Source organism: Paenibacillus amylolyticus (genome assembly GCF_050990605.1).
In the GTDB taxonomy this organism is placed as follows: domain Bacteria; phylum Bacillota; class Bacilli; order Paenibacillales; family Paenibacillaceae; genus Paenibacillus; species Paenibacillus amylolyticus_H.
In genome coordinates, this window is the sequence record NZ_CP158832.1 from 3,922,082 (window position 1) to 3,944,676 (window position 22,595).

27 protein-coding genes are annotated in these 22,595 nt (G+C 46.7%); 1 reads left to right on the forward strand and 26 read right to left on the reverse strand.

What is annotated here, in order from left to right; genetic code table 11:
• Window positions 1-76 precede the first annotated feature (76 nt).
• From ABTV53_RS17465 to ABTV53_RS17520, 12 genes are all read right to left on the reverse strand, one after another.
• A complete protein-coding gene (locus ABTV53_RS17465) occupies window positions 77-724 on the reverse strand; it encodes a tetratricopeptide repeat protein (protein WP_433744723.1) in 648 nt (215 codons plus the stop codon).
• Between the two features lie 93 nt (window positions 725-817).
• Entirely contained in the window at window positions 818-1,201 is a 384-nt protein-coding gene (panD, locus tag ABTV53_RS17470; RefSeq protein ID WP_017687742.1) for an aspartate 1-decarboxylase, read from the reverse strand.
• Window positions 1,194-2,087, reverse strand: coding sequence for a pantoate--beta-alanine ligase (gene panC, locus ABTV53_RS17475; RefSeq protein ID WP_433744726.1), 894 nt, complete (start codon window positions 2,085-2,087; stop codon window positions 1,194-1,196). The genes panD and panC overlap by 8 nt, the downstream gene beginning before the upstream one ends.
• A complete protein-coding gene (panB, locus tag ABTV53_RS17480) occupies window positions 2,084-2,959 on the reverse strand; it encodes a 3-methyl-2-oxobutanoate hydroxymethyltransferase (protein ID WP_433744729.1) in 876 nt (291 codons plus the stop codon). The genes panC and panB overlap by 4 nt, the downstream gene beginning before the upstream one ends.
• 347 nt (window positions 2,960-3,306) lie before the next feature.
• Window positions 3,307-4,284: a biotin--[acetyl-CoA-carboxylase] ligase gene (locus ABTV53_RS17485; RefSeq protein WP_433744732.1), complete on the reverse strand. Its 978-nt coding sequence runs from the start codon at window positions 4,282-4,284 to the stop codon at window positions 3,307-3,309.
• A complete protein-coding gene (locus ABTV53_RS17490) occupies window positions 4,271-5,569 on the reverse strand; it encodes a CCA tRNA nucleotidyltransferase (protein ID WP_433744735.1) in 1,299 nt (432 codons plus the stop codon). Before ABTV53_RS17490 ends, ABTV53_RS17485 begins: the two co-directional genes overlap by 14 nt.
• Window positions 5,570-5,632: 63 nt before the next feature.
• Window positions 5,633-6,793 carry an N-acetyl-alpha-D-glucosaminyl L-malate synthase BshA gene (bshA, locus tag ABTV53_RS17495; protein ID WP_036607630.1) on the reverse strand — a complete coding sequence of 387 codons (1,161 nt, stop codon included), beginning with the start codon at window positions 6,791-6,793 and terminating at the stop codon, window positions 5,633-5,635.
• Between the two features lie 102 nt (window positions 6,794-6,895).
• Entirely contained in the window at window positions 6,896-7,591 is a 696-nt protein-coding gene (gene bshB1, locus ABTV53_RS17500) for a bacillithiol biosynthesis deacetylase BshB1 (protein ID WP_433744737.1), read from the reverse strand.
• Window positions 7,588-8,028 (reverse strand): methylglyoxal synthase, encoded by a 441-nt coding sequence (gene mgsA, locus ABTV53_RS17505; RefSeq protein WP_017687735.1) that lies wholly within the window; start codon window positions 8,026-8,028, stop codon window positions 7,588-7,590. Before mgsA ends, bshB1 begins: the two co-directional genes overlap by 4 nt.
• 11 nt (window positions 8,029-8,039) lie before the next feature.
• The gene (gene dapB / locus ABTV53_RS17510; RefSeq protein WP_017687734.1) at window positions 8,040-8,843 is read right to left on the reverse strand and encodes a 4-hydroxy-tetrahydrodipicolinate reductase; all 804 of its coding nucleotides are present in this window, start codon (window positions 8,841-8,843) and stop codon (window positions 8,040-8,042) included.
• A gap of 80 nt (window positions 8,844-8,923) precedes the next feature.
• Window positions 8,924-9,448, reverse strand: a complete 525-nt coding sequence (locus tag ABTV53_RS17515; protein ID WP_433744741.1) for a tetratricopeptide repeat protein — start codon at window positions 9,446-9,448, stop codon at window positions 8,924-8,926.
• A 50-nt stretch (window positions 9,449-9,498) separates the two neighbouring features.
• On the reverse strand, window positions 9,499-9,828 hold the full coding sequence (locus tag ABTV53_RS17520; protein WP_017687732.1) for a nucleotide pyrophosphohydrolase: 330 nt from the start codon (window positions 9,826-9,828) through the stop codon (window positions 9,499-9,501).
• 171 nt (window positions 9,829-9,999) lie between these two features.
• Between ABTV53_RS17520 and ABTV53_RS17525 the strand changes: the two genes are divergently transcribed.
• Complete coding sequence (locus ABTV53_RS17525; RefSeq protein WP_433744744.1) at window positions 10,000-10,869, forward strand: YitT family protein; 870 nt, start codon at window positions 10,000-10,002, stop codon at window positions 10,867-10,869.
• 114 nt (window positions 10,870-10,983) lie between these two features.
• On the opposite strand, the gene ABTV53_RS17530 is transcribed toward ABTV53_RS17525, so the two are convergent.
• From ABTV53_RS17530 to hisC, 14 genes are all read right to left on the reverse strand, one after another.
• Window positions 10,984-11,853, reverse strand: a complete 870-nt coding sequence (locus ABTV53_RS17530) for a sporulation protein YpjB (RefSeq protein WP_433744747.1) — start codon at window positions 11,851-11,853, stop codon at window positions 10,984-10,986.
• Window positions 11,854-11,919: 66 nt separating this feature from the next.
• Entirely contained in the window at window positions 11,920-12,546 is a 627-nt protein-coding gene (locus ABTV53_RS17535; RefSeq protein ID WP_433744749.1) for a DUF1405 domain-containing protein, read from the reverse strand.
• 113 nt (window positions 12,547-12,659) lie between these two features.
• Window positions 12,660-13,544 carry a c-type cytochrome gene (locus ABTV53_RS17540; RefSeq protein WP_433744752.1) on the reverse strand — a complete coding sequence of 295 codons (885 nt, stop codon included), beginning with the start codon at window positions 13,542-13,544 and terminating at the stop codon, window positions 12,660-12,662.
• A 22-nt stretch (window positions 13,545-13,566) separates the two neighbouring features.
• The gene (gene qcrB / locus ABTV53_RS17545) at window positions 13,567-14,238 is read right to left on the reverse strand and encodes a menaquinol-cytochrome c reductase cytochrome b subunit (RefSeq protein WP_017687726.1); all 672 of its coding nucleotides are present in this window, start codon (window positions 14,236-14,238) and stop codon (window positions 13,567-13,569) included.
• 15 nt (window positions 14,239-14,253) lie between these two features.
• Window positions 14,254-14,796 (reverse strand): ubiquinol-cytochrome c reductase iron-sulfur subunit, encoded by a 543-nt coding sequence (locus ABTV53_RS17550; RefSeq protein ID WP_017687725.1) that lies wholly within the window; start codon window positions 14,794-14,796, stop codon window positions 14,254-14,256.
• Between the two features lie 192 nt (window positions 14,797-14,988).
• A complete protein-coding gene (locus tag ABTV53_RS17555; protein WP_433744754.1) occupies window positions 14,989-15,411 on the reverse strand; it encodes a DUF2487 family protein in 423 nt (140 codons plus the stop codon).
• A 151-nt stretch (window positions 15,412-15,562) separates the two neighbouring features.
• On the reverse strand, window positions 15,563-15,742 hold the full coding sequence (locus ABTV53_RS17560; RefSeq protein ID WP_017687723.1) for an IDEAL domain-containing protein: 180 nt from the start codon (window positions 15,740-15,742) through the stop codon (window positions 15,563-15,565).
• 23 nt (window positions 15,743-15,765) lie between these two features.
• Window positions 15,766-16,272, reverse strand: a complete 507-nt coding sequence (locus ABTV53_RS17565) for a gamma carbonic anhydrase family protein (protein WP_433744758.1) — start codon at window positions 16,270-16,272, stop codon at window positions 15,766-15,768.
• A gap of 44 nt (window positions 16,273-16,316) precedes the next feature.
• Window positions 16,317-17,435, reverse strand: a complete 1,119-nt coding sequence (locus ABTV53_RS17570; protein WP_433744761.1) for a hypothetical protein — start codon at window positions 17,433-17,435, stop codon at window positions 16,317-16,319.
• A 275-nt stretch (window positions 17,436-17,710) separates the two neighbouring features.
• Entirely contained in the window at window positions 17,711-18,310 is a 600-nt protein-coding gene (locus tag ABTV53_RS17575; protein ID WP_433754259.1) for a histidine phosphatase family protein, read from the reverse strand.
• Window positions 18,311-18,353: 43 nt separating this feature from the next.
• Window positions 18,354-18,989: an anti-sigma factor family protein gene (locus tag ABTV53_RS17580; RefSeq protein WP_433744764.1), complete on the reverse strand. Its 636-nt coding sequence runs from the start codon at window positions 18,987-18,989 to the stop codon at window positions 18,354-18,356.
• Complete coding sequence (locus ABTV53_RS17585) at window positions 18,986-19,579, reverse strand: RNA polymerase sigma factor (RefSeq protein ID WP_433744767.1); 594 nt, start codon at window positions 19,577-19,579, stop codon at window positions 18,986-18,988. Before ABTV53_RS17585 ends, ABTV53_RS17580 begins: the two co-directional genes overlap by 4 nt.
• Before the next feature lie 725 nt (window positions 19,580-20,304).
• On the reverse strand, window positions 20,305-21,399 hold the full coding sequence (locus ABTV53_RS17590; RefSeq protein ID WP_433744770.1) for a prephenate dehydrogenase: 1,095 nt from the start codon (window positions 21,397-21,399) through the stop codon (window positions 20,305-20,307).
• Between the two features lie 26 nt (window positions 21,400-21,425).
• Window positions 21,426-22,526: a histidinol-phosphate transaminase gene (gene hisC, locus ABTV53_RS17595; RefSeq protein ID WP_433744773.1), complete on the reverse strand. Its 1,101-nt coding sequence runs from the start codon at window positions 22,524-22,526 to the stop codon at window positions 21,426-21,428.
• Window positions 22,527-22,595 lie beyond the last annotated feature (69 nt).

The window sequence follows — 22,595 nt, forward strand, 5'->3', positions numbered from 1 at the left end:
TTAACTGACAAAAAAGCGGTGTCCCCGCCGCTATGCCAAAGGAGGGAACACCGTTTTTTTGTCGCTGAATTCCCGCTTAATGAAGGGTCGTCAGCTGATTAGCATATTGCAATTTTCCCCTGTTCAACCTGCATGCTTCCATGTTGTACAGTGGTTCGGTCAATGTCGGGTCATACTGAAGGGCCTGTGCAAAGAGTGAACATGCAGCTTCCGGATTCGCAAGCTTGGCTTGAATACAGCCGAGGGCATTACATACAAGCCCTTTTAAGCGAGGTGAACCCTTAAGGTACATGATTTGCTGCAAATGTGTCTCGGCTTCCGCCATCTGTTCCAGATTTAGATACGCGAGTGCCAGATAAAAACGAGTCAATGCACTCTCCGGATGGTCGGTCACAACCCGGGAGAACTGCATGATCGCCTGCGGATACATCTGTAATTTGAAATAGCCCTGACCTCGACTGAAATATTCCAGATGGAGTTCAGGCAGAGCAGTCACAGCTTCCTGTTCCGGTTCAAGGGAAGCAGGCTTATCCATCCCCCGCTCCCTCACCTGGCTCATCTTTTCTTCAAACATCAGCCATTCATCCAGCATTCCGTCACTCATCCGCTTAAGCAAATTCCACTTTTGCAGCAATTCTTGTTTGTTCAGGCCTTCAGCGGAAGGATAGCTCTTGACAATTTCATCTAACATGTCGTTCATTTCTGCGAAAACATGCTGGAACATCGATGCATCCCCACCCTTGAAAAAATGGATTAGTGCAGTGACCTGTACTCATTTTTTGCTTCAAGGGCCGATTTCATTCTCCTTACCAGTCGATTACATAATTGTTGCGTGAACTTCCTGTTTCATCGTTTGTACCGGTTTATTCTGTCCATCTACAAACACAACGGTTGGTTTGTGAGTATTTGCCTCTTCTTGCGACATCATGGCGTAAGAAATGATAATGACGTTATCTCCAGGCTGCACCAAACGTGCAGCTGCGCCGTTAAGACATATGACCCCGCTTCCGCGCGGTCCTGGAATCACATAAGTTTCCAGACGTGCACCGTTGTTGTTGTTCACAATTTGCACTTTCTCGTTTTCCATCAAGTCGGATGTTTCCATCAAGTCTTCATCTATGGTAATGCTACCCACATAGTTCAAGTTGGCTTCCGTTACCGTAGCCCGGTGAATTTTGGATTTCATCAGTGTTCTAAACATGAGACAGTACCTCCGATTTTTGCAACCTTATATTATCAATCAATCTTGTTTTTCCAAATTTTACTGCAAGGGCAATGAGCAGATCGTCACGTCCTTGAACTTCTTCCTGATCCGACAGCGGCTCCAGACTTGGAAAAGCCTGAATCTCAGCGTAGTCGATCACTGCAAGCGGTGAGGTAGAAATCTGCTCACGCAGAATACGACGGATATCTGCGGCGTTAATAGCTACACCTGAATCTGCGGCTTCCTGAGCCGCGCGCAGTGCCTTCGACAGAACCAAGGCCTGTGTTCGCTGTTCTGCGCTAAGATAGACATTACGTGAACTGAGGGCAAGACCATCCTCTTCGCGAACAATCGGACAGGGTACAATTTCTACAGGCATATTCAAATCATTCACCATCTGTTGAACGACTGCAACCTGCTGAGCGTCTTTCATTCCAAAAAATGCGCACTGTGGCTGTACGATGTTGAAGAGCTTGGAGACTACAGTCGTTACCCCATCAAAATGCCCAGGACGGGAAGAACCACATAAGCGCTCCGTCAGTTTTGAGACAGATACTGTCGTTTGCGTAGCCTGTGGATACATCTCTTCAACAGAGGGAATAAATACGATATCCACTCCTTGTGAACGTGCTGTTTCCAAATCTCTGTCTTCATCCCGCGGATAGCTGTCAAAATCTTCATTAGGGCCAAATTGAATCGGATTAACGAATATGCTTAATACCACGATATCGCTCTGTTGTCTGGCTGCCTGCATCAAGCTTGCATGACCTTGATGCAAATACCCCATTGTCGGTACCAGCCCAACGGACGCATTGGACCGAATCGCTTGACGCTTCAAGCTTAGTTCCTGTCTTAACTCTGCGATTGTCCGTAATACTTTCATGAGTTACTCCCCACCTTTTCCTTGCGTTGTCCGTACAGTTGGTCCAGAACACCATCCGCAGCATTGAATACATGCTCTTCGGCCGGGAACGAACGATCTTTAACTTCTTTCACGTAAGCTTCAATGCTGGTCCTGATTAATGTACCCACATCTCCGTAGGTTTTGACAAATCGTTTTGGCGTATACGGGGATGCGTATTGAACCACATCGTGGAATACCAGTACCTGACCATCACAGCCTCGTCCTGCACCAATTCCGATAGTAGGGATGGACAGCTCCTCCGAGATCGCCCGTGCAACTTCTTCCGTAACCAGTTCAAGCACAATACCAAACGCGCCTGCAGCTTCCAAGGCCTTGGCTTCGTCCATCAGACGTTTTGCATCCGCTGCATCCTTGCCCTGAATGCGGTAACCGCCGATCTGATTAACCGATTGAGGTGTCAGGCCGATATGTCCAAGAACAGGCACACCTGCTTGCACAACTGCTCTGACGGTGTCCGCTATTTCGACTCCGCCTTCCATTTTAACCGCATGGGCATGCCCTTCTTGCATCAGTCTACGTACACCCTTAAGCGTCTCATCCACGCTGCCATGATAAGTCATAAAAGGCATATCAGCCACAATAAACGTCTTCTCAGCCCCTCGTACTACGGAACGTGTGTGGTACACCATGTCGTCGATGGTCACCGGAAGCGTCGAGTTATAACCCAGCACTACATTGCCAAGTGAATCACCAACCAGGATCAGATCAATACCTGCTTCCTCAGCCAGGAGCGCTGTTGGATAATCGTAAGCCGTGATCATACTAAGCGGCACGCCATCCTGTTTGTATTTTTTCATTTTCACAATATTCATCGGTTGTTTGTTTGCCATTTTCTCTCATGGCTCCTTTCTTCTTTTCAAATAAACGCAACAAAAAAACCTTTTAGTTTTCCACTAAAAAGTCCCGAAAAGTCAAAAAAGAGTCACTTGCGATCGTCCCTTCTGTCTCGGTCCTCTTCGGCTCAGAGCAGAATCCAACAACTCACTTTACTTATTTCATATTTGTACTGCTGTCTGTCTGCCTGTGTAAAACACGTGAAAGCAGAACAAAGGTTACTTTTGCCGGAGTGCAATTCGGTCTGTATCAGCCGATATCGCCTCACGAACACAGTATACCAAAGTTCTGCTCAAACTTCACGTCTTATGTTCATTTTACCAGTGAAAATTCGACAAATTGTTTACGATTTCCAGGAGACCTCACCAGAGATGATTAGTGTATGTTCTCCATTGTGTTTCTCCACGATAAGTGCTCCAGAAGGGTCAAGACCGATTGCCTTCCCTTCAATAATGCCATGAGGATTCGTCACAGTAATCTCACGATTCATCGATATGGACAGGGCCTCCCATAGAGCAGAAATCACACCGAATCCTTCTTTTTGATACAAAAAATACAATTGTTCCAATTCCGTCAAAATGGCAGCCGTGAGCTTGGTGCGATCAATGGGTTGACCTGCCTCCATTTTGAGCGAAGTAGCGATTGTAGTCAGATCTTCCGGATAATCCTCGGGATCAAAGTTCACGTCCACGCCTATACCTGCAATACAGTACCTGACTTCATGATCCTCCACTGTGGATTCAAGCAATATGCCACACACCTTGCGTCCATCAATTAACAGATCATTTGGCCACTTGATGCCTGCATCAGCTCCTGTGCAAGCTCGTACCGCACGGCATACAGCCACCCCTGTTAACAGCGTTAGCTGAGGCGTATGCTGAAGTGGTAAATCAGGGCGCAACAGGACGCTCATCCAGATTCCTTTACCCGGAGGAGAGAACCACTTTCGCCCGAAACGCCCTCTGCCTCCCGTTTGTTCTTCCGCAATGACCACAGCGCCTTCAGCTTGCCCCTGCTCAGCTAGTTTCAGAACATCCCCTTGTGTAGACAAGGTCGAGGTCAGCAGAATGGCCTTACGGCCAAATACGGTTGTATCCAGTGCCAATTGAAGGGCAGTAGCGTCAATGCTATCCGGCTTCGTCACCAGTCGGTACCCTTTGCGGGACACAGCTTCAAACTCATAACCCATGTCTCGCAACTTGTTCACATGTTTCCACACAGCAGTCCGACTGATGGACAGATGACGACTAATCTCTTCACCTGATACGAATCGTCCTTCTGCATTTAATAACATATGTAACAGATCTTCATGCTTGGTCATTTTGAACCACCCGCTTCACTTCTGCGCTTAGCGCTTCATGCTGATTCGCTATCGTTCCAATCGCCGTTTCTTTTAATAAATGTTTCATCAGTTGCCCCAGCCAAGGTCCGCCTTTACGCTGCACCATTTGCAACACTTGTTCACCTGTGATGTCCAGCTCTTTCAAGTCATGTACAGGGATCGATTGGCTCCATTTGGCTGCAAGTTCTTGAATCAAAACAACCTGCATTTCTGCCTGTTCGGGCTGATTCCGCCACCCTGCTGGCAGTACAGACTGTATTCGAAGCCAATCATCCGCCGCCTGAACGCCACATGCCAGAACTGTAACGATCCAATCGGAACGGAGACTGACCGTATCCTTCTGCTCCTGAACGGAAGGATGAATCATCTGCTCCACCTGAAGGACGCCTGTTATACGGGAACGATGTTCATTGGAGAACGTCCACTGACGCAATAATACATCTGCTTCATCCTTGCTATAACCGCCAGCTATCAAAATGAGTGACCAGCGGAGCAACACATGCTCACCTGACAATTGTTCGAGATTGGATAACCACGTCTTGTTAAAGCGATCCGAGCTAACTGGCGTTTTGATGTGTGCCAGCGCGTCACTTCTGTATAACAGCTCCAACCCTTTTAGAGGATGCGGTCCCGACATCATTTTTACCATCTCGGTGCGTACCCGTTCCATTGCTATATGTTGAAGCAGGTCTTTCTGCCTTACAAGACCTTTCCACGTGTTATGGGCAATTTTGAAATCAAAAACGGAAGCAAACCGGACACAGCGGAGCATCCGCAGTGCATCTTCACCAAATCGTTCCATCGCAGAACCCACACATCTGACTCGCTCTTCCTTGATATCTGCCTGTCCACCAAACGGGTCAACGATTGAACCAGTGACGTCCATGGCAAGAGCGTTCATCGTGAAGTCACGCCGCTGTAAATCTTCCTTAATATCCTGCACAAATTGAACCGCAGCTGGTCTGCGGTTATCCTGATATTCGGATTCTGTTCGAAATGTGGTCACTTCAAAGTAATAACTTCCTGAACGTACGGTAACCGTACCGTGTTGCAAACCTGTAGGAATACAGTCGTCAAACAATTCCATGACTTGCTGGGGAGAAGCAGATGTCGTGATATCCATATCATCTACAACCCGTTCCAACAATTCGTCACGTACACAACCACCTACCCAATATGCCTTGTAACCCTTTTTGTTTAATGTTGTGAGTACATTCTCACTTTGATTTGCCATTTCACGATCTACCTGTGTCCATTGAACCACCACATATCACCTCTTCTCTTGCCTGTTGTGGTATGCACAGTATAATTTCGTCAAACAAATGAATTAACCGCAAACCGGCTTCAAGTTCGGAACTTCCCTTCCCAACACCCGGTAATAAATCTGTTCATATTCATGCCGAATAGCATCATTGCAAAAGTCGTGATGTGCGCGCTGAAGACATGCTTCCCTGAACTCCGCAGCCAAACGATCGTCCGTTAACAAACGGATGGTGTTCTCGGCCATGGATTGTGTATCCCCAATCGCGGATAAAAATCCCGTCTTACCATGTAAGACCAGTTCCGGAATTCCTCCGGCCTGTGAACCGATCGTCGGAACGCCGCAAGCCATTGCTTCGAGCGCCACAAGTCCGAAACTCTCCTTCTCCGATGGAAGCATCAACACGTCAGCCATGGAAATAACCTGGGCAATGTCATCCTGTTTGCCAAGGAAATGAACTTTATCATTCAACCCGAGATCATTAATTTTCCATTGCATCTTCGGCAAATCAGGTCCTTCACCAACAAATAACAGTTTGGCAGGAACCTGCTCCTGTACCTGACGGAAGACCTCTACCACATCCTGAGTTCTCTTCACCGGTCGGAAATTGGAGATGTGCATTAATATTTTTTCGTCGGGCGCAGCAAAGTCTCTTCGCAGACTGGCAGCATCCCGCGGATAATATATTCGTTTGTCAATAAAATTATAGGTTAGATCGATTGGACGCTGAATATCCAGCAATTCGACCGTTTCCCGAATCAAATCTTGTGATACGGCAGTAACCGCGTCACTTTCATTAATGGCAAGACGGATCAAATCCTTCAGAGATTCATCCTGAGCCAGAACCGTAATATCCGTTCCGTGTAACGTGGTAACCACTTTAAGGCCGTCCCCTACCATTTGTTTCGCAAGAAAGGCACATACAGCGTGTGGAACGGCGTAATGAACATGCAACAGATCCAGTTGCTGTGACTTAGCTACCTGAGCCATCTTTGTTGCCAGTGACAGGTCATACGGAGGGTAACGGAAAACATAATAATCGTTTACTTCAACTTCATGATAAAAAATATTCTTCTGGAACGTTCCCAGTCTGAACGGGATACTGTTGGCGATAAAATGAACCTGATGCCCCTGTTCGGCAAGTAATTTGCCGAGCTCCGTTGCGACAACGCCAGACCCGCCGAGGGACGGATAACAGGTGATGCCGATTTTTAGCTTTTTATCCATCCGGTGGACGCTCCTTTGATCTCCCGCTCCATGCAGGTTGATATAATGCAACGGAATAATGAAACCCTACGTTTCATTAAACGTAAAATGTGGAATCGTTTATTAGGCACCCGTGCCAAATTGATGAACCACGTAAGGTGTAATTGTAGCAAAACCTTCTGCAAACGGGATGAGACTGCGTTGTCCGAGCAAGGAATCACGGGCTCTTACACGTTCAATATACCCTTGATTCAATGGCGTCGAGACCGCTCCGTCTCCCAGTTCGAATTGGGAACGATAAGAGAGCAATGATGTTTCTTTTTGCTCATAGTGTTCCGTAATATCGACAATCAAATCCGTAGGCCCAATGTCATTAATAAAGTAAAAATAAAGTTCCTTCACCTGCACGGCAGGCATGTCCGGCATGTAGTTGCGAAGCTTGGCGTTAAATACAGCCTCCTGCACAAGCTTACTGCAATTGACATGATCCGGATGACGATCTTCCCAATAGGGAGCAAACACCATCCGAGGGGCATGACGCCGTATCTCAGCCGTTACCGCCTGTACATGTTCAGGCGTAAGATATAAGCCACGATCAGGAAGCCCCAGATTCGTTCGACACGAAAGACCGAGGACGCGGGAGGCTTGCTCCGCTTCCTCGGTTCTGCGCTCTACTGTTCCGTTGGAAGACATCTCAGCACGAGTCAGATCACACACGCCTACTTTCAAGCCGGCAGCGGTATGTTTGGCAATCGTTCCACCCATGCCAATCTCCGCATCGTCCGCATGTGCTCCAAAGATGAGAATATCCAGACTCATTCGGAATCACCCGAATTCAATCCAGCCTCCGGCTTGTATTTATGTACCAGCTCTCTCCAGGCAAAATCGCCACGATCCAGAGCTTTAACCAGAATCTCAGCGGTTGCGATATTGGTGGCAAGTGGAATTCCCTGCACATCACAAAGACGTAACAACGCATTAATATCCGGCTCGTGAGGTTGTGCCATCAGTGGATCACGCAGGAAAATAATCAGATCCATCTCATTTTGCGCAACCAAAGCTCCAATCTGCTGATCTCCGCCCAGTGGGCCTGATTCGAATCGATGAATCTTAAGAGACGTTCCTTCCATAATACGAAGGCCTGTTGTTCCTGTAGAGTATAATTGATGGTCCGTAAAAACAGGCTCATATGCTGTCACGAAGTTAACCATCTCTTCTTTTTTACGATCATGGGCGATAAATGCTATTTTCAACATGACAATCTCCTTTAGTCGATAAAGTGGTCAAATCCGTAGATCATTCCTGTATATTCCATAACCTTTTGCACACCAATCTTAACACCAGGCATATAACCTGCGCGCTCGTAGGAGTCATGCCGAATTTTGAGTGACTGTCCATAGTCTCCGAAAACAACTTCCTGCTGTGCGAATACGCCAGGCAATCGTACACTGTGAATTCGGAAGCCGTTGTAATAACCGCCGCGTGAGCCTTCAATGGTTTCTTCCTCATTTGGATTACCCTGACGAAGTTCTTCCCGGTTGGCAGCAATCAGTTCGGCAGTTTTGATCGCTGTTCCGGAAGGAGCATCCAGCTTCTGATCCCCGTGATATTCGATAATTTCCACATTTGGCATATGTTTGGCAGCCTGTGCTGCGAATCGCATCATCAGAATGGCGCCGATCGAGAAGTTAGGGGCAATAAGCCCTCCAATTCCTTTGTCCTGACATTGCTTGTCCAACTGTTCAATCTGCTCCGGCGTAAAGCCGGTAACACCCATGACAGGTCTGACTCCATGACGGATTGCAATCTCGGTATGTGTAAAAGCATATTGCGGCACAGTAAAATCAACCATAACCTGAGGTTTTGTTTCGGCAAAAGCCATTTCGATATCATCAGTCACCAGCACCCCACACTCCGGCAAACCAACAAGGGTTCCTGCATCCGTACCTGCTCCGGAGCGGTTGACAGCCGCTGCAAGCTCCAATTCCGGGTCCTGAAGTACCAATTTCACAACTTCACGGCCCATACGGCCAGCCGCTCCGATCACGGCAACTCTGATTACTTCACTCATATTGACTGCATCTCCTCGCTATGTTAGATCATATCGTTGAATCCATTTCAACTCGAAAGAAATCTTTGCAAAACGAATTCTTATTGAATGGATTTCATACGTTGCTTGATTTCCTGTAACATCTGATGCAGTTGCCCATTCTGCGGGTCCAGTAAAATGGCCTCACGCAGCGCCTGAATTGCATAGTCAAATTCATTCAAATCACTGTAAGCCAGCGCAAGCATAACATGAGCTTCCACTGAAAGCGGATCAAGTTTGACCGCTTCTTGCAGAAGCGTAGACGCTTCCACATAGCGCTCCTGTGTTGCAATACCCGCCTGCTCCAACAGCAACTTCGCTTTGGATGTCAATTGTTTTGCTTCCAACGTCTGCAGATGCAAAATATACTCTTCTGTTCCTGGAGACAATTCAACCGCCTTGCGCCCATATTCAAGCGCTGGAACCAGATGCTTGCTGCGGGCGTGTGTAATGGAACAGCGATAATATAACTCCGCATGTTTTGGATGAGCATGAATGGCTGACTCAAACCAACGAATCGCCTGCTCAAAATCATTCTGCAATATACAGCGGTAGGCCTGCTGCATATATTCTTCCGGTTTCATCATTAAGCTGACCCTCCCCGATCGGGTGATGGTACAGCATATGTAATTTACGCCTAATCGGTGTTTTTGGGAGTCCACCGATTGGCATCGCGGGTGTTAAATTTATGCATGACTTTGTCGTGCGCCTCAGCCAGATCAATTCCCAGTGAGTTCGCAAAACAAATCGTGATAAATAAAATATCTCCAAGCTCAAGTTCAATGGAATTGGCTGCTTCGGAAGACTTCTTCGGCTTCTCGCCGAACTCATGATTCACTTCCCGGGCAAGCTCCCCAACCTCTTCAGACATCCGGGCCAACATGGCCAGAGGACTGAAATACCCCTCCTTGAACTGGGAGATATACTGATCAACCTCACGCTGCATTTCTGCGATGCTTTTCTCCATGAGAACGGATTCTCCTTTTGAAATGATGTCGTATTTGTTCCTAATAATATCAGTTATTTAGATTCACTTCCACCATCATCAGCGACAAATCATTTTTAAAGAATCAATAAACAGGTATACTAGATGGGAATGATGCTTCTTCATTCTAATTTATCTACAGCGAGGGATCTTATGAGCACTGCCAAAACCTGGGTTCAAGTTAAACTGGTTCTTCCCATCCTGCTGGGTACAGCATTATATGCCTTTGGGCTCCTCTATTTTATTATCCCCAACCAGCTTATGGAAGGCGGCCTCACCGGGGTTACGGTTCTGATCAATTACGCTTTTGGCATCTCACCTTCACTTACAACCTTGATTCTGAATGTCCCCCTCTTTCTGATCGGGCTCAAAATTTTGGGCGGCAGACAGATGATCTATACGGGTATCGGTATCGGAGCATTAACCGTTTTTCTATGGTTGTTTGAGAAGTTGATCCATATGGGCTGGATTGAACCATTACATACCGAGAATGACTTACTGTTAGCAGCACTATATGCAGGTGTCACTCTTGGAGCCGGTCTTGGCATCGTATTTCGTTGGGGTGGAACGACGGGCGGTTCAGACATCATTGCTCGTATTCTCAACCGCAAGTATGGGTGGAGTATGGGACGAGTATTACTGGGCATCGATTTTGTCATTATCGGGCTCTCTCTCATCTACATCCCCAAAGAAAAAATTCTGTATACGCTTGTAGCTGTATTCATCGCCTCCAAAGTCATCGACTTTATTCAGGAAGGTGCATATTCTGCCCGGGCATTTATGATCATTAGTGACCATGCACCCGAGATTGCGGACCAGATCACACGGGATATGGATCGTGGCGTTACCCTCATTCCAGCCATTGGCGCGTACTCTAAACAGGCCAAACACATGGCATACTGCGTGATCTCCAGGCAAGAGTTCAGGCGTCTGCAGACCATTGTACGTTCCATTGACCCCAGAGCCTTTGTCATCATCAGCGATGTTCACGATGTACATGGAGAAGGTTTCAAAGAAAGCTGACATCGTATAGAAACTACAAAGAAACCTCTTTTCACATGGAGAGCCGTTAGCGTGGCTGTTTATGAGAAAAGAGGTCTTTTTTATAGATATATACCATGCTCACGTTCATATCGATTAGCGGCGAAAAGGAAAAATCCCCTGCTGCTGTGCACGATATTTACGATATCCAGCGTAACTTAGTGTCGCCACAATGACTGAACTAATCAGTAGCCCGGCTGCCCTGCGATCAGGGCCCTGTACAAACGGTACAAAGGCACTCTCGTCCTTCTCGCGACCAAATAACTGGTTCACCAGTTCCTCCCCATGGCCCACCATGCTCTTTAACTGAGCGAGATCAGGCTGCTTTGCAGCGGTAAGCCCTTTGGTATGAGATAACCAAGCGTCCATCTGAGCAATCTCATACGGTTCACGGCGAATCAGTGCGGCAGGACGAATGGTCTCATAATGCTCCTCCAGAACGGTGTAGCGGTTTGCCAGTATGGCCGCAGTTTGCCCTTGATTCGTAGCAGCGGATAAAGCATCCAGATCGTTTTTCACGATTTTATAATACTGAAGCCATAAAGGCTTGGTCGGATTCGCGAGACTATCAGCTGCCAGTCTGAGTTTGGCAGAGGACTGCTGAAGAGAAGAATCGTCATATTTCACCTTCACAACCGCTTGTTTCACTTCAACTATGGTTTCGGACAAAGCATGAATGCCCTCAACTGTGGTTTGTCCCTCAAAGGAGATATTCTCCAGACTTTTACTGATACGCAGAATGCTTCCTCGCACTTCTTCAATATTGTTCTCAAGTGCCTGACGATACAATATGGCTGCCTCCTCATTAAGTTGGGCAATTGAATTGCTTGTGGACACTTGCTGATCTGAATTCGAATTCAATGCTTCACTTTGCGCGGATACACGATATGCTAAGTTCGTCCAAAGCAGCAGAGCCATGAACGATACCACCAATAAGCCAGTTTTAATCCCAAACGTCCTCTTCATGGACATCCCTCCCACCACCAATGTATGGCGGGGGACGGTTCATTAGAACAAGCAGAAGACCTGATATCAGGTTCGTTTCGCTTGTCTGAGCGCAAACCACGCGCACAGAATGCTCACCAGTGTCAGTCCGAATGTGAAATTACGCACACCGTCTACATGATCATAGAGGGAAGAGGGTAACCAAGGGTAAATATCATATGTATAATCCATCGTATCGTTCAACAGCGTCCAAAGACCTGCAACGATAAGGGCAACCCAGCGGAAGCCGAAAAAGCGCACATATATAAGAGCTTCAATCGCCATTGCACTATGCGAAGCAATCAACATCCAGTCTTGCCAGTGCTGTGTACCGCCTTGCATCCAGCCAGCAAAAATAATGGATACGGCCCATACGCCATATTTCACAGATGTGACCACGGCAAGCGCCTGAATCACATGTCCGATCCGTTTGGTCATGATGGACCGTGGTGGGTACAAGATCCATAGCAGTGCCAAAGTAAAAAACAAACTCGCTGTTGGACTATCTGGCACAAATACGATCTGCCACACCGGCTGCTCAGCCAGCGTCAGTTTCATTTGCTCTCCGTACCAGATGTATCCGTACACTGTTCCTACCGCATTACACCAAAATAATAGCCACAGGAAATAACGATTGGTCAGAAATTCCCTACTCCAGAAAAACGATAAAGCCACGTTCCATGCCCCTTCCTTCTTCACATGTTATGCACGATACAGTGCAGTCCACCAAAAAACACTTCAAAAAACCTGACCGCATAAACGATCAGGTTTCATTGGTTATTTCGATTTTACTGTTCTGCTTTCTGTTTCGCAAGCCATTCGGTCAGATGAGTAATCTCTTCATCCGTGACACCTTGAGCGATGGCATTATTGTACTGAGGCTGCATCTCGTTGTAGCCTTCTTTGATAATGGTCAAAATCTCTTCCTGGCTGTGCTTGTCACCCACACCCCGTAGTGAAGGTCCACTTGCGCCCTTCATATCAGCGGCATGGCAGCCAATACATCCAGCCTTTTTGTACGTTTCCATTGCAGAATCATCCTGTTCCACGATCGCAACTTCTTCTTGCTGTCCAGGTGCATTGGAAACTGGAGGGAGCCCCTGTTCACGCCTCTCCAGTGCTTCTTCTTCACGTTGAATATGTTCAGGCTTCTGTCCACTTGCTTCCAACTCATGCTCGTAGTGTGTCCACGCTACATTCGTCAGATAGAATACAGAAATGACCGACAAAATCATCAGTGATGAAGCAATGGGGCGCTTATAGAAACGCCGCTCCTTGCCTGTGTCCAGAAATGGTGCCAGCAGCAACGCTCCAAAAGCGACCCCGCTGACCCCCAGTACCCCGAGCAACACGTAATCGCCCGATGCGTATGGATACTTCAAGTACTGATACAGAAAAAGGAAGTACCAGTCCGGCATGGGTATAACGGATGCGCTTGGATTGGCCGGATACCCCAAAGGTGCAGGTTCTGAGATCGTGAGTACCAAAATCCCCACCAATACAACGACACCAACCATCCATTCTTTCAGCAGGAAGTTAGGAATAAAGGCTTCTGATTTGCCGGGATACGCCGTGTAATCAGGCGGGGTAATGAATCCCGACCCTTTACGAACCCGTGAATCACCGACAAAGATAACCTTTTCCTCATCATGCTTCTTATGTCCGTGAGCCATTGCGATTCCTCCCTTCTTTCGTTTATAGTGGTCCCGAAATGCCCTGTCTGCGGATCATGATAAAGTGTCCGACCAGAAGCACCAGAAGCACAGCGGGGAGGAAGAATACGTGCAGGGCAAAGAATCGGGTTAGTGTCTGTGCACCGACAATCGTACCGCCTTGCAGGAATTCTTTAATAATTGGTCCCAACCAAGGAACCGTATTGGCAATCTCCAGTGTTACTTTTGTTGCGAAATAGGCTTTGTTATCCCATGGCAACAAGTACCCTGTCAGACCCAGGCCCAACATGACGAAAAAGATCAGCATGCCGACAACCCAGTTCATTTCACGCGGTGCCTTGTAAGAGCCTGTAAAGAACACACGCATCGTATGTAAGAACATCATTACGATAACCAGACTGGCTCCCCAGTGGTGCATGCCGCGAACAATTTGGCCGAAGGCTACTTTGGTCTGCAGGTACTCCACACTTGCGTAAGCATTGATAATATCAGGTACGTAATACATGGTCAGGAACATGCCTGACAGAATCTGAATAACAGTAATAAAGAACGTCAATCCACCAAAGCAGTACACGAATGCGGAAAAGTGATGAGCCGGATTTACATGCTCTGGAACTTCATGATCCGCAACGTCCCGCCATATTGGCGTGATGTCGAGACGCTCGTCAATCCAGTCATAGACATTTTTAAACATCTGCGTTCACGCCTCCTAATTCACTCGGGTGTTCGGAACAATGTCGCCCAGATATACCCAACCCTGCTCTTCCTTGACTACATACTCATCCAGCGGTTTGGGGGCTACGGCAAGATTCTTCCCTTCCTTGTCATAGTGCGCGCCATGGCAGGGGCAATGATACTCGTCAGGGTACTGCTTGTCACTATTCCAGCCTACCGTACATCCCAGATGTTTACAGATAGGTGAGAGTGCATAAATCTTACCCTGCTCGTCTTTGCGAATCCACGCCACTAACGATGCATTACTCAGATACCAGCCATCCTGTTGTTTAAGTTCAAAGGTGAATTCCTGAGGCTCATTCGTAATTTTGCTGATTTCAGCTACTTTGACAGAGGTACCTTCTCCCTTATGTTGCAAAATCGGGTCCACCGCAAAACGGACCATAGGAAGGATTGCACCGGCGGCCATGTAGGCTGTAGCTCCACCAAGCGTGTACGTCAAAAACTGCCTGCGTGACATCTCCATGCGGCTTGGCAATTTCAATGAAGCTTCGTGGTGGTCATGCTCACTGCTCATACTGTCTCCAACCCCCTTTTTCAGCCAACTCTCTCAAACGTTTTCATTTTCATAAATTCCACGACTTACTAGAACATACATAATCATATAGTAGCCCTAGAACACCGTCAAGAATTTGTCACACATTTTTAAGGTTCAATTGTAAGCGTTATTAAAAAATTGTTGTAAAATTGTCACATTTGTCGTCAAAAACTATTTTTTCCACAACTCTCGTATTTTCTCCCCTACAAATCTCGCAATCCTCTCTTCTCCGACCTCGCGAGTTAACGCAGACCGACTCAAAACCAGATCAGCAGATGGAATGTCCACGCTATTCAAATGACCATCCACTGACATAATAACCACATATTTGAATCCTGAGGATTTAAGCTGTGCCGACAAGGAATTTAATGTCATTGACAATTCCGAATTAGCATAATGAAAGGCAGGATAAGTCATGATTCTCCCTTTGAAAGGAATTTCGACCAGATCCAGAAAATCTCTCAGCCGCTCCAATGCCTCGGTAGCTTCTACTGGCGAATGCTCACCGCTAAGAGCTGTGTATGGAATAAGGCATGTATCCAGATAGAGTTGCAGTTCAGCCCAGCTGTCTTGAGTCATCTCACTGAATTTCAATTCCCTATATCCCCTCTCTATCCATTTTATTCCCATATTATATATGACCATATCTTATAAATCCAGACATTCATTTCGGAATTCCACATATCAAAAAGGAAATACGCATCTGCGCATTCCCTTTTATCTCAGAAAGGAACTATTTTGTCTATCAGTTTATGGTCCTCAGTTCATCCGTCAGACTCCGGAAAGCTACTTCGTCTCCGGTAGCTAACGCTTTATCGATTTCCAAATAGAGCTTCTCGCTGCGCTGTTTGCGAAGCGCTTCGTCCCACACCATCTCAGCTGCTAGCCCCAACATGACTTCATACGTAACTTTCATTTTATCCAATAGGATGCACCTCCAAAACGGATTTAAGAGCTCCTATATTCTTTTCCTTTGGTAACATAACCCAGTGAAGTTCTGGACATCCGCTCCAGATCAGCATCAGTCAGCTCACGTATCACTTTGGCAGGTGTCCCCAAAGCAAGAGTATAGGGCGGAATTTTACTATTTTCAGTAACTAGAGAACCTGCCCCAATCAGCGTATATTCGCCAATGTCGGCTCCATTCAGCAGAATGGCTCCCATGCCGATTAAAGATCCTGTTCCAATACAACAACCATGAATGATCGCTGTGTGTCCTACTGAAACATCATCTCCCACAATCAAAGGTTGATCCGTATTGACATGCCCGACAACGTTATCTTGAATATTACAGCGCTTTCCAATGATAATAGGAGCCAAATCAGCCCGCAGGACTGCATTGAACCAGACGGAAGACTCTTCTCCCATTCTCAAATCACCGATCAGTTTTGCTCCTTCAGCCATATATACCGAAGAGTGTAACTGAGGTTGTAGACCTTTGTATGGAATTATCATTATTATCACTCCTTAATTTGGGAGTGATTTTAGCAACTTGTCCTTCACTTGTCAAACATAATAGGTGTAACGTCTCCTGAAATGGAGCGACAGGATGAAGCAAGACGTGAACCCCAAGCTGTCATTTGTATCGTCCGACCTTCCTCATGTTCCCCAATTCGGACCATGCCAAGATGCAACATCATTTTAACAATTCTGTTATCATAGATGGCCTCCGCTGTATCATAATAGAACGGCTGAATGAATGGACCGATCTGACGAAACAGCGACTCGGCGGTTGACCATTCTGAGGCACATTCGCCTGTCCAATACACAATAGAGGACAGATTTGGAATAGCACCTTTATACAATCTTAACCAAAACCTAAATAGCTGTATCATTTCAGCTGTTTTCTCAGCCCCCAGCTTGTCTTCTCCAGCTGGTGATAGCTTCAGCGTGCCTTGCTCCTCACGAACCAGCCGATGGTGAAATGCATAGTCGTAGAGAAGCGCGAAACGATCCGGGTAATCCTTGAAGGAACGGCCATATCCGAATCTCCATCCACCTTTGCCCACCAATTCCTCACTAATGTGCAGATGCTCCATAATCTGCTGTTGAGAGCGACGGTACATCATGCCTTCAGCGTTAAGGGCAATCTCGTGCTGCTGGACAAACTGCAGGAACAACTTGAGATCATCCGCTAAGAGATGATACTCATCCCGGTACATGGGTGGTTCCGTTGTTTTGGTAATCCCTGCTCGCAGATGTGTGGATAAGACATCCCTGAATCTTAATTTCAGATCCTGGGGTACCTGATACAAATACCTGGTCTGCTGCGTTGTCCCATTGAACAACCATCCACTCTTATTGAAGCGAACGATGAGATCACGTGGACTCGCGCCAGCCTCACTCTCCTTTTTGTCCATCGATTGACGGGCTATGGCAATGAGTTCTTCCATACCATAATACTGGCGAGGATCAAACAACAAGTTGTTCAAAAAGCGCTGATCTGCTTGATTCAGTTGACGTACCTGCTGCTCAAAAAAGGGTCTGCTGCCCAATGTAGTGAGAATACTCTGGATGAGTTCATGTTTGGAGTTGGGCTTGCATTCACATTGGTAATAGTCTGCTATTCGATTAAGCTGGCCAATATCGGCAAAAGTAAGCATATCCGCTAGATTCATGGGTCCATCGCCTCGCCCGTTAACTACTTCGACTGCTGATTCGAAGCCTGAAATAGTTTGGTTTTGTAAACATCGTTGACGGAATTCCCTTAATCTAAACCTCTTTTTGGAAATCTTTTATGTTTGAAACCATTTCATAATAACTTTAGTGAATGATGAAATGGATTTGTTAATCATACTATGCCCGAAGTTGGTCAATCAGAAGAAAAATGAGAGGTTTGAAATCATATAAAGTCTTTAATCCCATAGAACGCAAAAAAACAACCCAAGTTGGATTACTCAGGTTGTTTCGCTGTGTCCAAAGACAGATGTCGTGTGCAATTATATAACAGCGGACTCCAGTCATCACGTTCCTTTTCCAGGATCGTCAGTGACAGGTTTCCGATTCGTTCTGTATACCGATCTTTGAACAAGGCTGTTAACAGGTTGGCCAGAAAAGCTCCGTGAGTGACAATGAGTACGTTTTGGTCCGGATAGTCAGACCATAGATCTTCCAGAAACGCCAGTGCACGAATCTGGATATCCGCAATCTGCTCCTGTCCCAAGTCCAATGTCTCCCATGATTTGCCCCAACGGGCAACCCGTTCTTCTGAAGTCAGACCTTCAATCTGACCAAAAGCCCTTTCTTTCAACCGTGCGTCCGACTCAAGCAAAGGTACATTCAACAGTTTAGAGATAATCTCCCCTGTTTCCTGTGCCCGTGATAATCCACTTGTGATGATATAGTCCCACTGGTATTCTTCCGTCAACAGACGTCTTCCCAGTCGCTCTGCCTGTTCACGACCTTCCCCATTCAGAGGTATATCAGTCTGCCCCTGTATACGGCCCGCCGCATTCCAGTCTGTAAGACCGTGACGAATAAGCCCGATTCGCACTTTCATCCCTCATTTCTCCACACGGCGAACGAAAGGTTATTACCTATGCACTCGCACCTTGTTTACGTTTATTCGTTGTTCGATGCATACGTCCAAGAGAAAATAACGCCATGCCTATTGCAAGTAAAGACAGGGCCATCCAATACTGCGGATAAGCAGGTCCCATGCTCACAACAAAAGGTTCTATGATACTTCCTCTGTCCGCTCCAGTCATGTTGTACTGATACATTCCAGAGGACGATGGTCCGCTTCCGGCAACCCCTGTCTCCAGAATACCCGTAGCAACAACCTTGGTTTGCTCAGCTTCTGATACATCTGGCTTAAACATGGCCATATACACAAAGCTGCATAAAAAAATAGCCAGGAACGCGGCAATCCACAAAGACATATGCTTGCGGATCACAGCAGAGAAACGATTAACCTTTGCCTCTTCCGGCAGTAGCCATGGAGACTCCGCGTAGATCCGGTCCATAACGTTACGGTTCACTCTCTCTGCCTGTTGTTCTGTCACTGGAACCGGAATGCTGTGCAGCAAGATCTGAGCTTCTTCCCAGACCTCAAACTGCTCAGAGCACTCTTCACAACCAGCGAGATGAGCATGAAATGCAATCCGCTGAGGATGAGTTTCCGGCAAGTCCCAGACCAGTGCAAACAGTTCCTGGGCTTCATTGCAATTCATCGGTTCTTCATCCCTTCATATGGCTCGTACACCGGTTCGAAGAAATAAGGTTCCAATTGAGTTTTCACGCTTGATCTTGCTCTGAATAATAGCGATTTCACAGAACTGACGCTCTGCCCAAGAATATTCGCAATCTCCTGGTAGTCTAGTTGATCATACTCGCGGAGTATAATCGCAGAACGCTGCTTCTCTGGCAAATTGTTAATCGCATCCCTAACCAGCATCACCCGCTCGCTGCGCAGTACAGCATACTCCGGTGCATTCTCCGAAGGAGCAACGGGAATAATCCCGCTCTCTTCAAGTGGGACATTTCCGCTGCGCTGTTTGCGAAGCTCACTCAGTACCGTATTTCTCGCAATGGTATATAACCAGGTTGAGAATGAGGCATCCACCTCACGGAAAGAGTGCAGACTGCGGAACGCTTTATAGAAAGTCTCAGAACAGAGATCTTCCGCAAGCAGCTCCATATTGGAACTTTTCAACATATGATATACGAAAGCCAGTATTTTACGCTGATAACGACTCATCAGCTCGGAATATAACTCCAGGTTACCTTCCTTGATCTCTCGAATCAACTGGGAATCCGTCATTTGAGTGCGACCCCTCCTCGCCCATCCATGTGCTTCTCCCCGTTCGACTCTATCCATGTATTACCGAACAGGCACAAAAAAGTTGCGGTTCTCACCGCATATAAACAGCGTTCAGCGCCATAACTGGCCTTCCCGCCAAATTCCCCTATGTAATGGCAATTTCCCCAACGTTTCTACATTAACAGTATTTATTGTACAACGGTCTGCATCATCCTGGCAAATCCATTGCTATCCACAGAACCCGACCTGTCATTCATATGCGGTCATTTTCACGTTCATGACTTCATTTTGAGCCTTTTTGGTAAGCCTTGCTTATATAGACGAACGACATACTCAAAAGGTTACAAAAATGTGATATTTTTTTGATCTAAGGTATCCTAACAGATTAAGGAGGGTAATGTAAATAGAGGATGTAAATTGATATGTAACTATTAACATATTAATGCCTGTCCAATAACTTTTTAAGACAAAAAAAAGACCGCTTACATAAGCGGCCATTGCTCACGTGGAGCAATACAGTTATTGGATAGGAGTGGAGAGAAACCATACTGTACCTTTATTATATGTATACGTTTTCATTTTGTCAACACTTTCAGTAAATTTGTTTGAATTAATTATATCTTTCGGTAATTCAGGATAATACATCCTTTTTTTGTGGCTGAAAATCAAATAACAACTCCATTATAACCTCACAAAAAATGAGGGCTTTCGCCCTCTTTCTCGTCTTATATCCACACTTGATAGCCTAAGGAATCCAATAACGTCTTGGCTCGTTCCATATCTTCTTCCTGACGGAAAGACAGGCGCATAATACCCGGCACATCCACCCGGTTTTCGATAATTTCCAAGTTGCTCAGGTTGATATCATTCGCCCCAAGCTCAGTTGCGATCTTACCGATCATACCCGGTGCATCCTGTACATCAGTATACAGATCAAATAACGGCGAAATCATGCCTTTGCGTCGTTCGGGCAATACACTGCGGAACTCACGGGCCTGACGAAATGCTTCTTCTATGCCTTCACCGTTCTTATGCTCCAGCATATCCGTAAAGGCCGTCATCTGGCTATTCCAGTCTTTAAGCAAGCCCAACAGCACATCACGGTTGCTAAGCAAGATATCTCTCCACACAATCGCATCACTGGACGCAATCCGGGTAATATCCCGGAAACCACCTGCAGCCAGCATTTTATACAGCGGGTTCGACTCATTATATTCACGCACCTGATTCACCAGCGCTACAGCAATGACATGGGGCAGATGACTAATCGCCCCCACGATGTCATCGTGCAGCAGGGGCTCCACACGCACGATCTGTGCCCGCGTATACGCAAGCAGCTCAGACAGCCTGCTGTAGGCTTCCTCAGGAACATGTTCTGATGGAGTTAAGACATAGTATGCATTCTCGAACAACACGGCTGAGGCCGCATCTACGCCTGCACGCTCCGACCCTGCCATAGGATGACCACCAATGAAATAAGCGTCCGTCAATCGCACATGCTCGGCACAGGCGGCAATGGAAGCTTTAGTGCTTCCTACGTCCGTGATGATACATCCTTTTTTCAATGGCAGCTTGGAGAGCTTTTCGAAATAGGATTCAAGCAACCCTACGGGAACGCACAAAAAAATAAAGTCGGCATCCTCTACCGCTTCTTCCAGAGAGAGCGTAGCATCATCCACTACACCGCTCGCTATGTACTTGTCCTTCAGTTCAGCCAAGTGGGCGTAGCCCATCACGGTTACACCTGGTTTGCCTCTGAAGCAGAGCGCAAGTGAACCGCCGATGAGTCCTACACCAATCATTGCAATTTTTAGTTTCATGGGTCCTCACTCTTTCATCGCCAGTATTAAGGGCGTGCTACCGCCTTCTCAGCCAGCGTGTTCTCCAGTGCCGTGACAAATGTACGATTCTGTTCTGATGTTCCGACGGACACACGAATGTAAGTTGGGTATACGTGGAATCCTGGGCGAACGATAATGCCTTGTTTGAGCAAGGACTGGAACGCAATGGCCGAAGGCATATTCATGTCAACCATAATGAAATTACCCTGTGAAGGGAAATACGACAATCCCAGCCGTGTAAATTCATTTTGCAGGAATTCCCGATCCGTTGCATTCCGCTTTGAGCACTCTCGAACAAAATCCTGATCCAGTAGTGCAGCCGTTGCTGCTACCTGTCCAAAACGGGAAGTGTTAAACGGCTCTCGTACACGGTTAATCAAATCAATAATTTCAGGACGTGCAATGCCGTACCCGATCCGGAGCGAAGCCAAACCGTAAATTTTGGAGAATGTCCGCAGTATAACCAAGTTCGGATACCGTTCGATCAATGGTATGCTTTGCGGATATGCATCATCTGTTACGAATTCATAATAAGCTTCGTCCAGTACAACCATCACATGAGCAGGTACACGGTCCATAAAGGCTGTAAGTTCTTGCTCGGAGATAATCGTACCTGTCGGATTATTTGGATTACACACCCAGACCGCTTTCGTTTTGTCGTTGATTTTCGCAAGCATCGCACTCAGATCATGCGTTCCATCTTTAAGAGGCACTTCGATGGTAACGGCTCCTTCAATATCGGCATTGCTTTTGTATACGGAGAATGTCTGATCAGCCATGATGGTCTCGTCACCCGGCAAGAAGAAAGCTCTCGTGATCAAAGCAATAATCTCATCAGAACCACAACCAAATATTAAGTTGTTCCGTTCAACACCAAGATGCTTGGCAAGAACTCCCGTCAGCTCAACCGAGCTCCCGTCTGGGTATATGCTTATGTTAGTCATTTCTCTCGTAATGGCTTCCAGGGCGGCAGGAGAACTGCCGTATGGGTTTTCGTTGGAGGCCAGTTTGATGACTTGTTCAAGCCCCAGTTCACGTTTCACTTCTTCAATCGGTTTGCCCGGTTGGTACACAGGCAGATTGACAATCTGGGATTTCGGTTTCAATCCGACCGCCTCCTGTTATTGAAATATTGTTAGACACGAGTCAGCGTGCACCTCACGTGTCCAAAAGAT

Bases quoted from the DNA above. Each gene is read 5' to 3' on its own strand.
- ABTV53_RS17465 (WP_433744723.1), bottom strand. From the start codon at position 724: ATGTTCCAGCATGTTTTCGCAGAAATGAACGACATGTTAGATGAAATT.
- panD (WP_017687742.1), bottom strand. From the start codon at position 1,201: ATGTTTAGAACACTGATGAAATCCAAAATTCACCGGGCTACGGTAACG.
- panC (WP_433744726.1), bottom strand. From the start codon at position 2,087: ATGAAAGTATTACGGACAATCGCAGAGTTAAGACAGGAACTAAGCTTG.
- panB (WP_433744729.1), bottom strand. From the start codon at position 2,959: ATGGCAAACAAACAACCGATGAATATTGTGAAAATGAAAAAATACAAA.
- ABTV53_RS17485 (WP_433744732.1), bottom strand. From the start codon at position 4,284: ATGACCAAGCATGAAGATCTGTTACATATGTTATTAAATGCAGAAGGA.
- bshA (WP_036607630.1), bottom strand. From the start codon at position 6,793: ATGGATAAAAAGCTAAAAATCGGCATCACCTGTTATCCGTCCCTCGGC.
- bshB1 (WP_433744737.1), bottom strand. From the start codon at position 7,591: ATGAGTCTGGATATTCTCATCTTTGGAGCACATGCGGACGATGCGGAG.
- mgsA (WP_017687735.1), bottom strand. From the start codon at position 8,028: ATGTTGAAAATAGCATTTATCGCCCATGATCGTAAAAAAGAAGAGATG.
- dapB (WP_017687734.1), bottom strand. From the start codon at position 8,843: ATGAGTGAAGTAATCAGAGTTGCCGTGATCGGAGCGGCTGGCCGTATG.
- ABTV53_RS17515 (WP_433744741.1), bottom strand. From the start codon at position 9,448: ATGATGAAACCGGAAGAATATATGCAGCAGGCCTACCGCTGTATATTG.
- ABTV53_RS17520 (WP_017687732.1), bottom strand. From the start codon at position 9,828: ATGGAGAAAAGCATCGCAGAAATGCAGCGTGAGGTTGATCAGTATATC.
- ABTV53_RS17525 (WP_433744744.1), top strand. From the start codon at position 10,000: ATGAGCACTGCCAAAACCTGGGTTCAAGTTAAACTGGTTCTTCCCATC.
- ABTV53_RS17530 (WP_433744747.1), bottom strand. From the start codon at position 11,853: ATGAAGAGGACGTTTGGGATTAAAACTGGCTTATTGGTGGTATCGTTC.
- ABTV53_RS17540 (WP_433744752.1), bottom strand. From the start codon at position 13,544: ATGGCTCACGGACATAAGAAGCATGATGAGGAAAAGGTTATCTTTGTC.
- qcrB (WP_017687726.1), bottom strand. From the start codon at position 14,238: ATGTTTAAAAATGTCTATGACTGGATTGACGAGCGTCTCGACATCACG.
- ABTV53_RS17550 (WP_017687725.1), bottom strand. From the start codon at position 14,796: ATGAGCAGTGAGCATGACCACCACGAAGCTTCATTGAAATTGCCAAGC.
- ABTV53_RS17565 (WP_433744758.1), bottom strand. From the start codon at position 16,272: ATGATAATTCCATACAAAGGTCTACAACCTCAGTTACACTCTTCGGTA.
- ABTV53_RS17570 (WP_433744761.1), bottom strand. From the start codon at position 17,435: ATGAATCTAGCGGATATGCTTACTTTTGCCGATATTGGCCAGCTTAAT.
- ABTV53_RS17580 (WP_433744764.1), bottom strand. From the start codon at position 18,989: ATGAATTGCAATGAAGCCCAGGAACTGTTTGCACTGGTCTGGGACTTG.
- ABTV53_RS17585 (WP_433744767.1), bottom strand. From the start codon at position 19,579: ATGACGGATTCCCAGTTGATTCGAGAGATCAAGGAAGGTAACCTGGAG.
- ABTV53_RS17590 (WP_433744770.1), bottom strand. From the start codon at position 21,399: ATGAAACTAAAAATTGCAATGATTGGTGTAGGACTCATCGGCGGTTCA.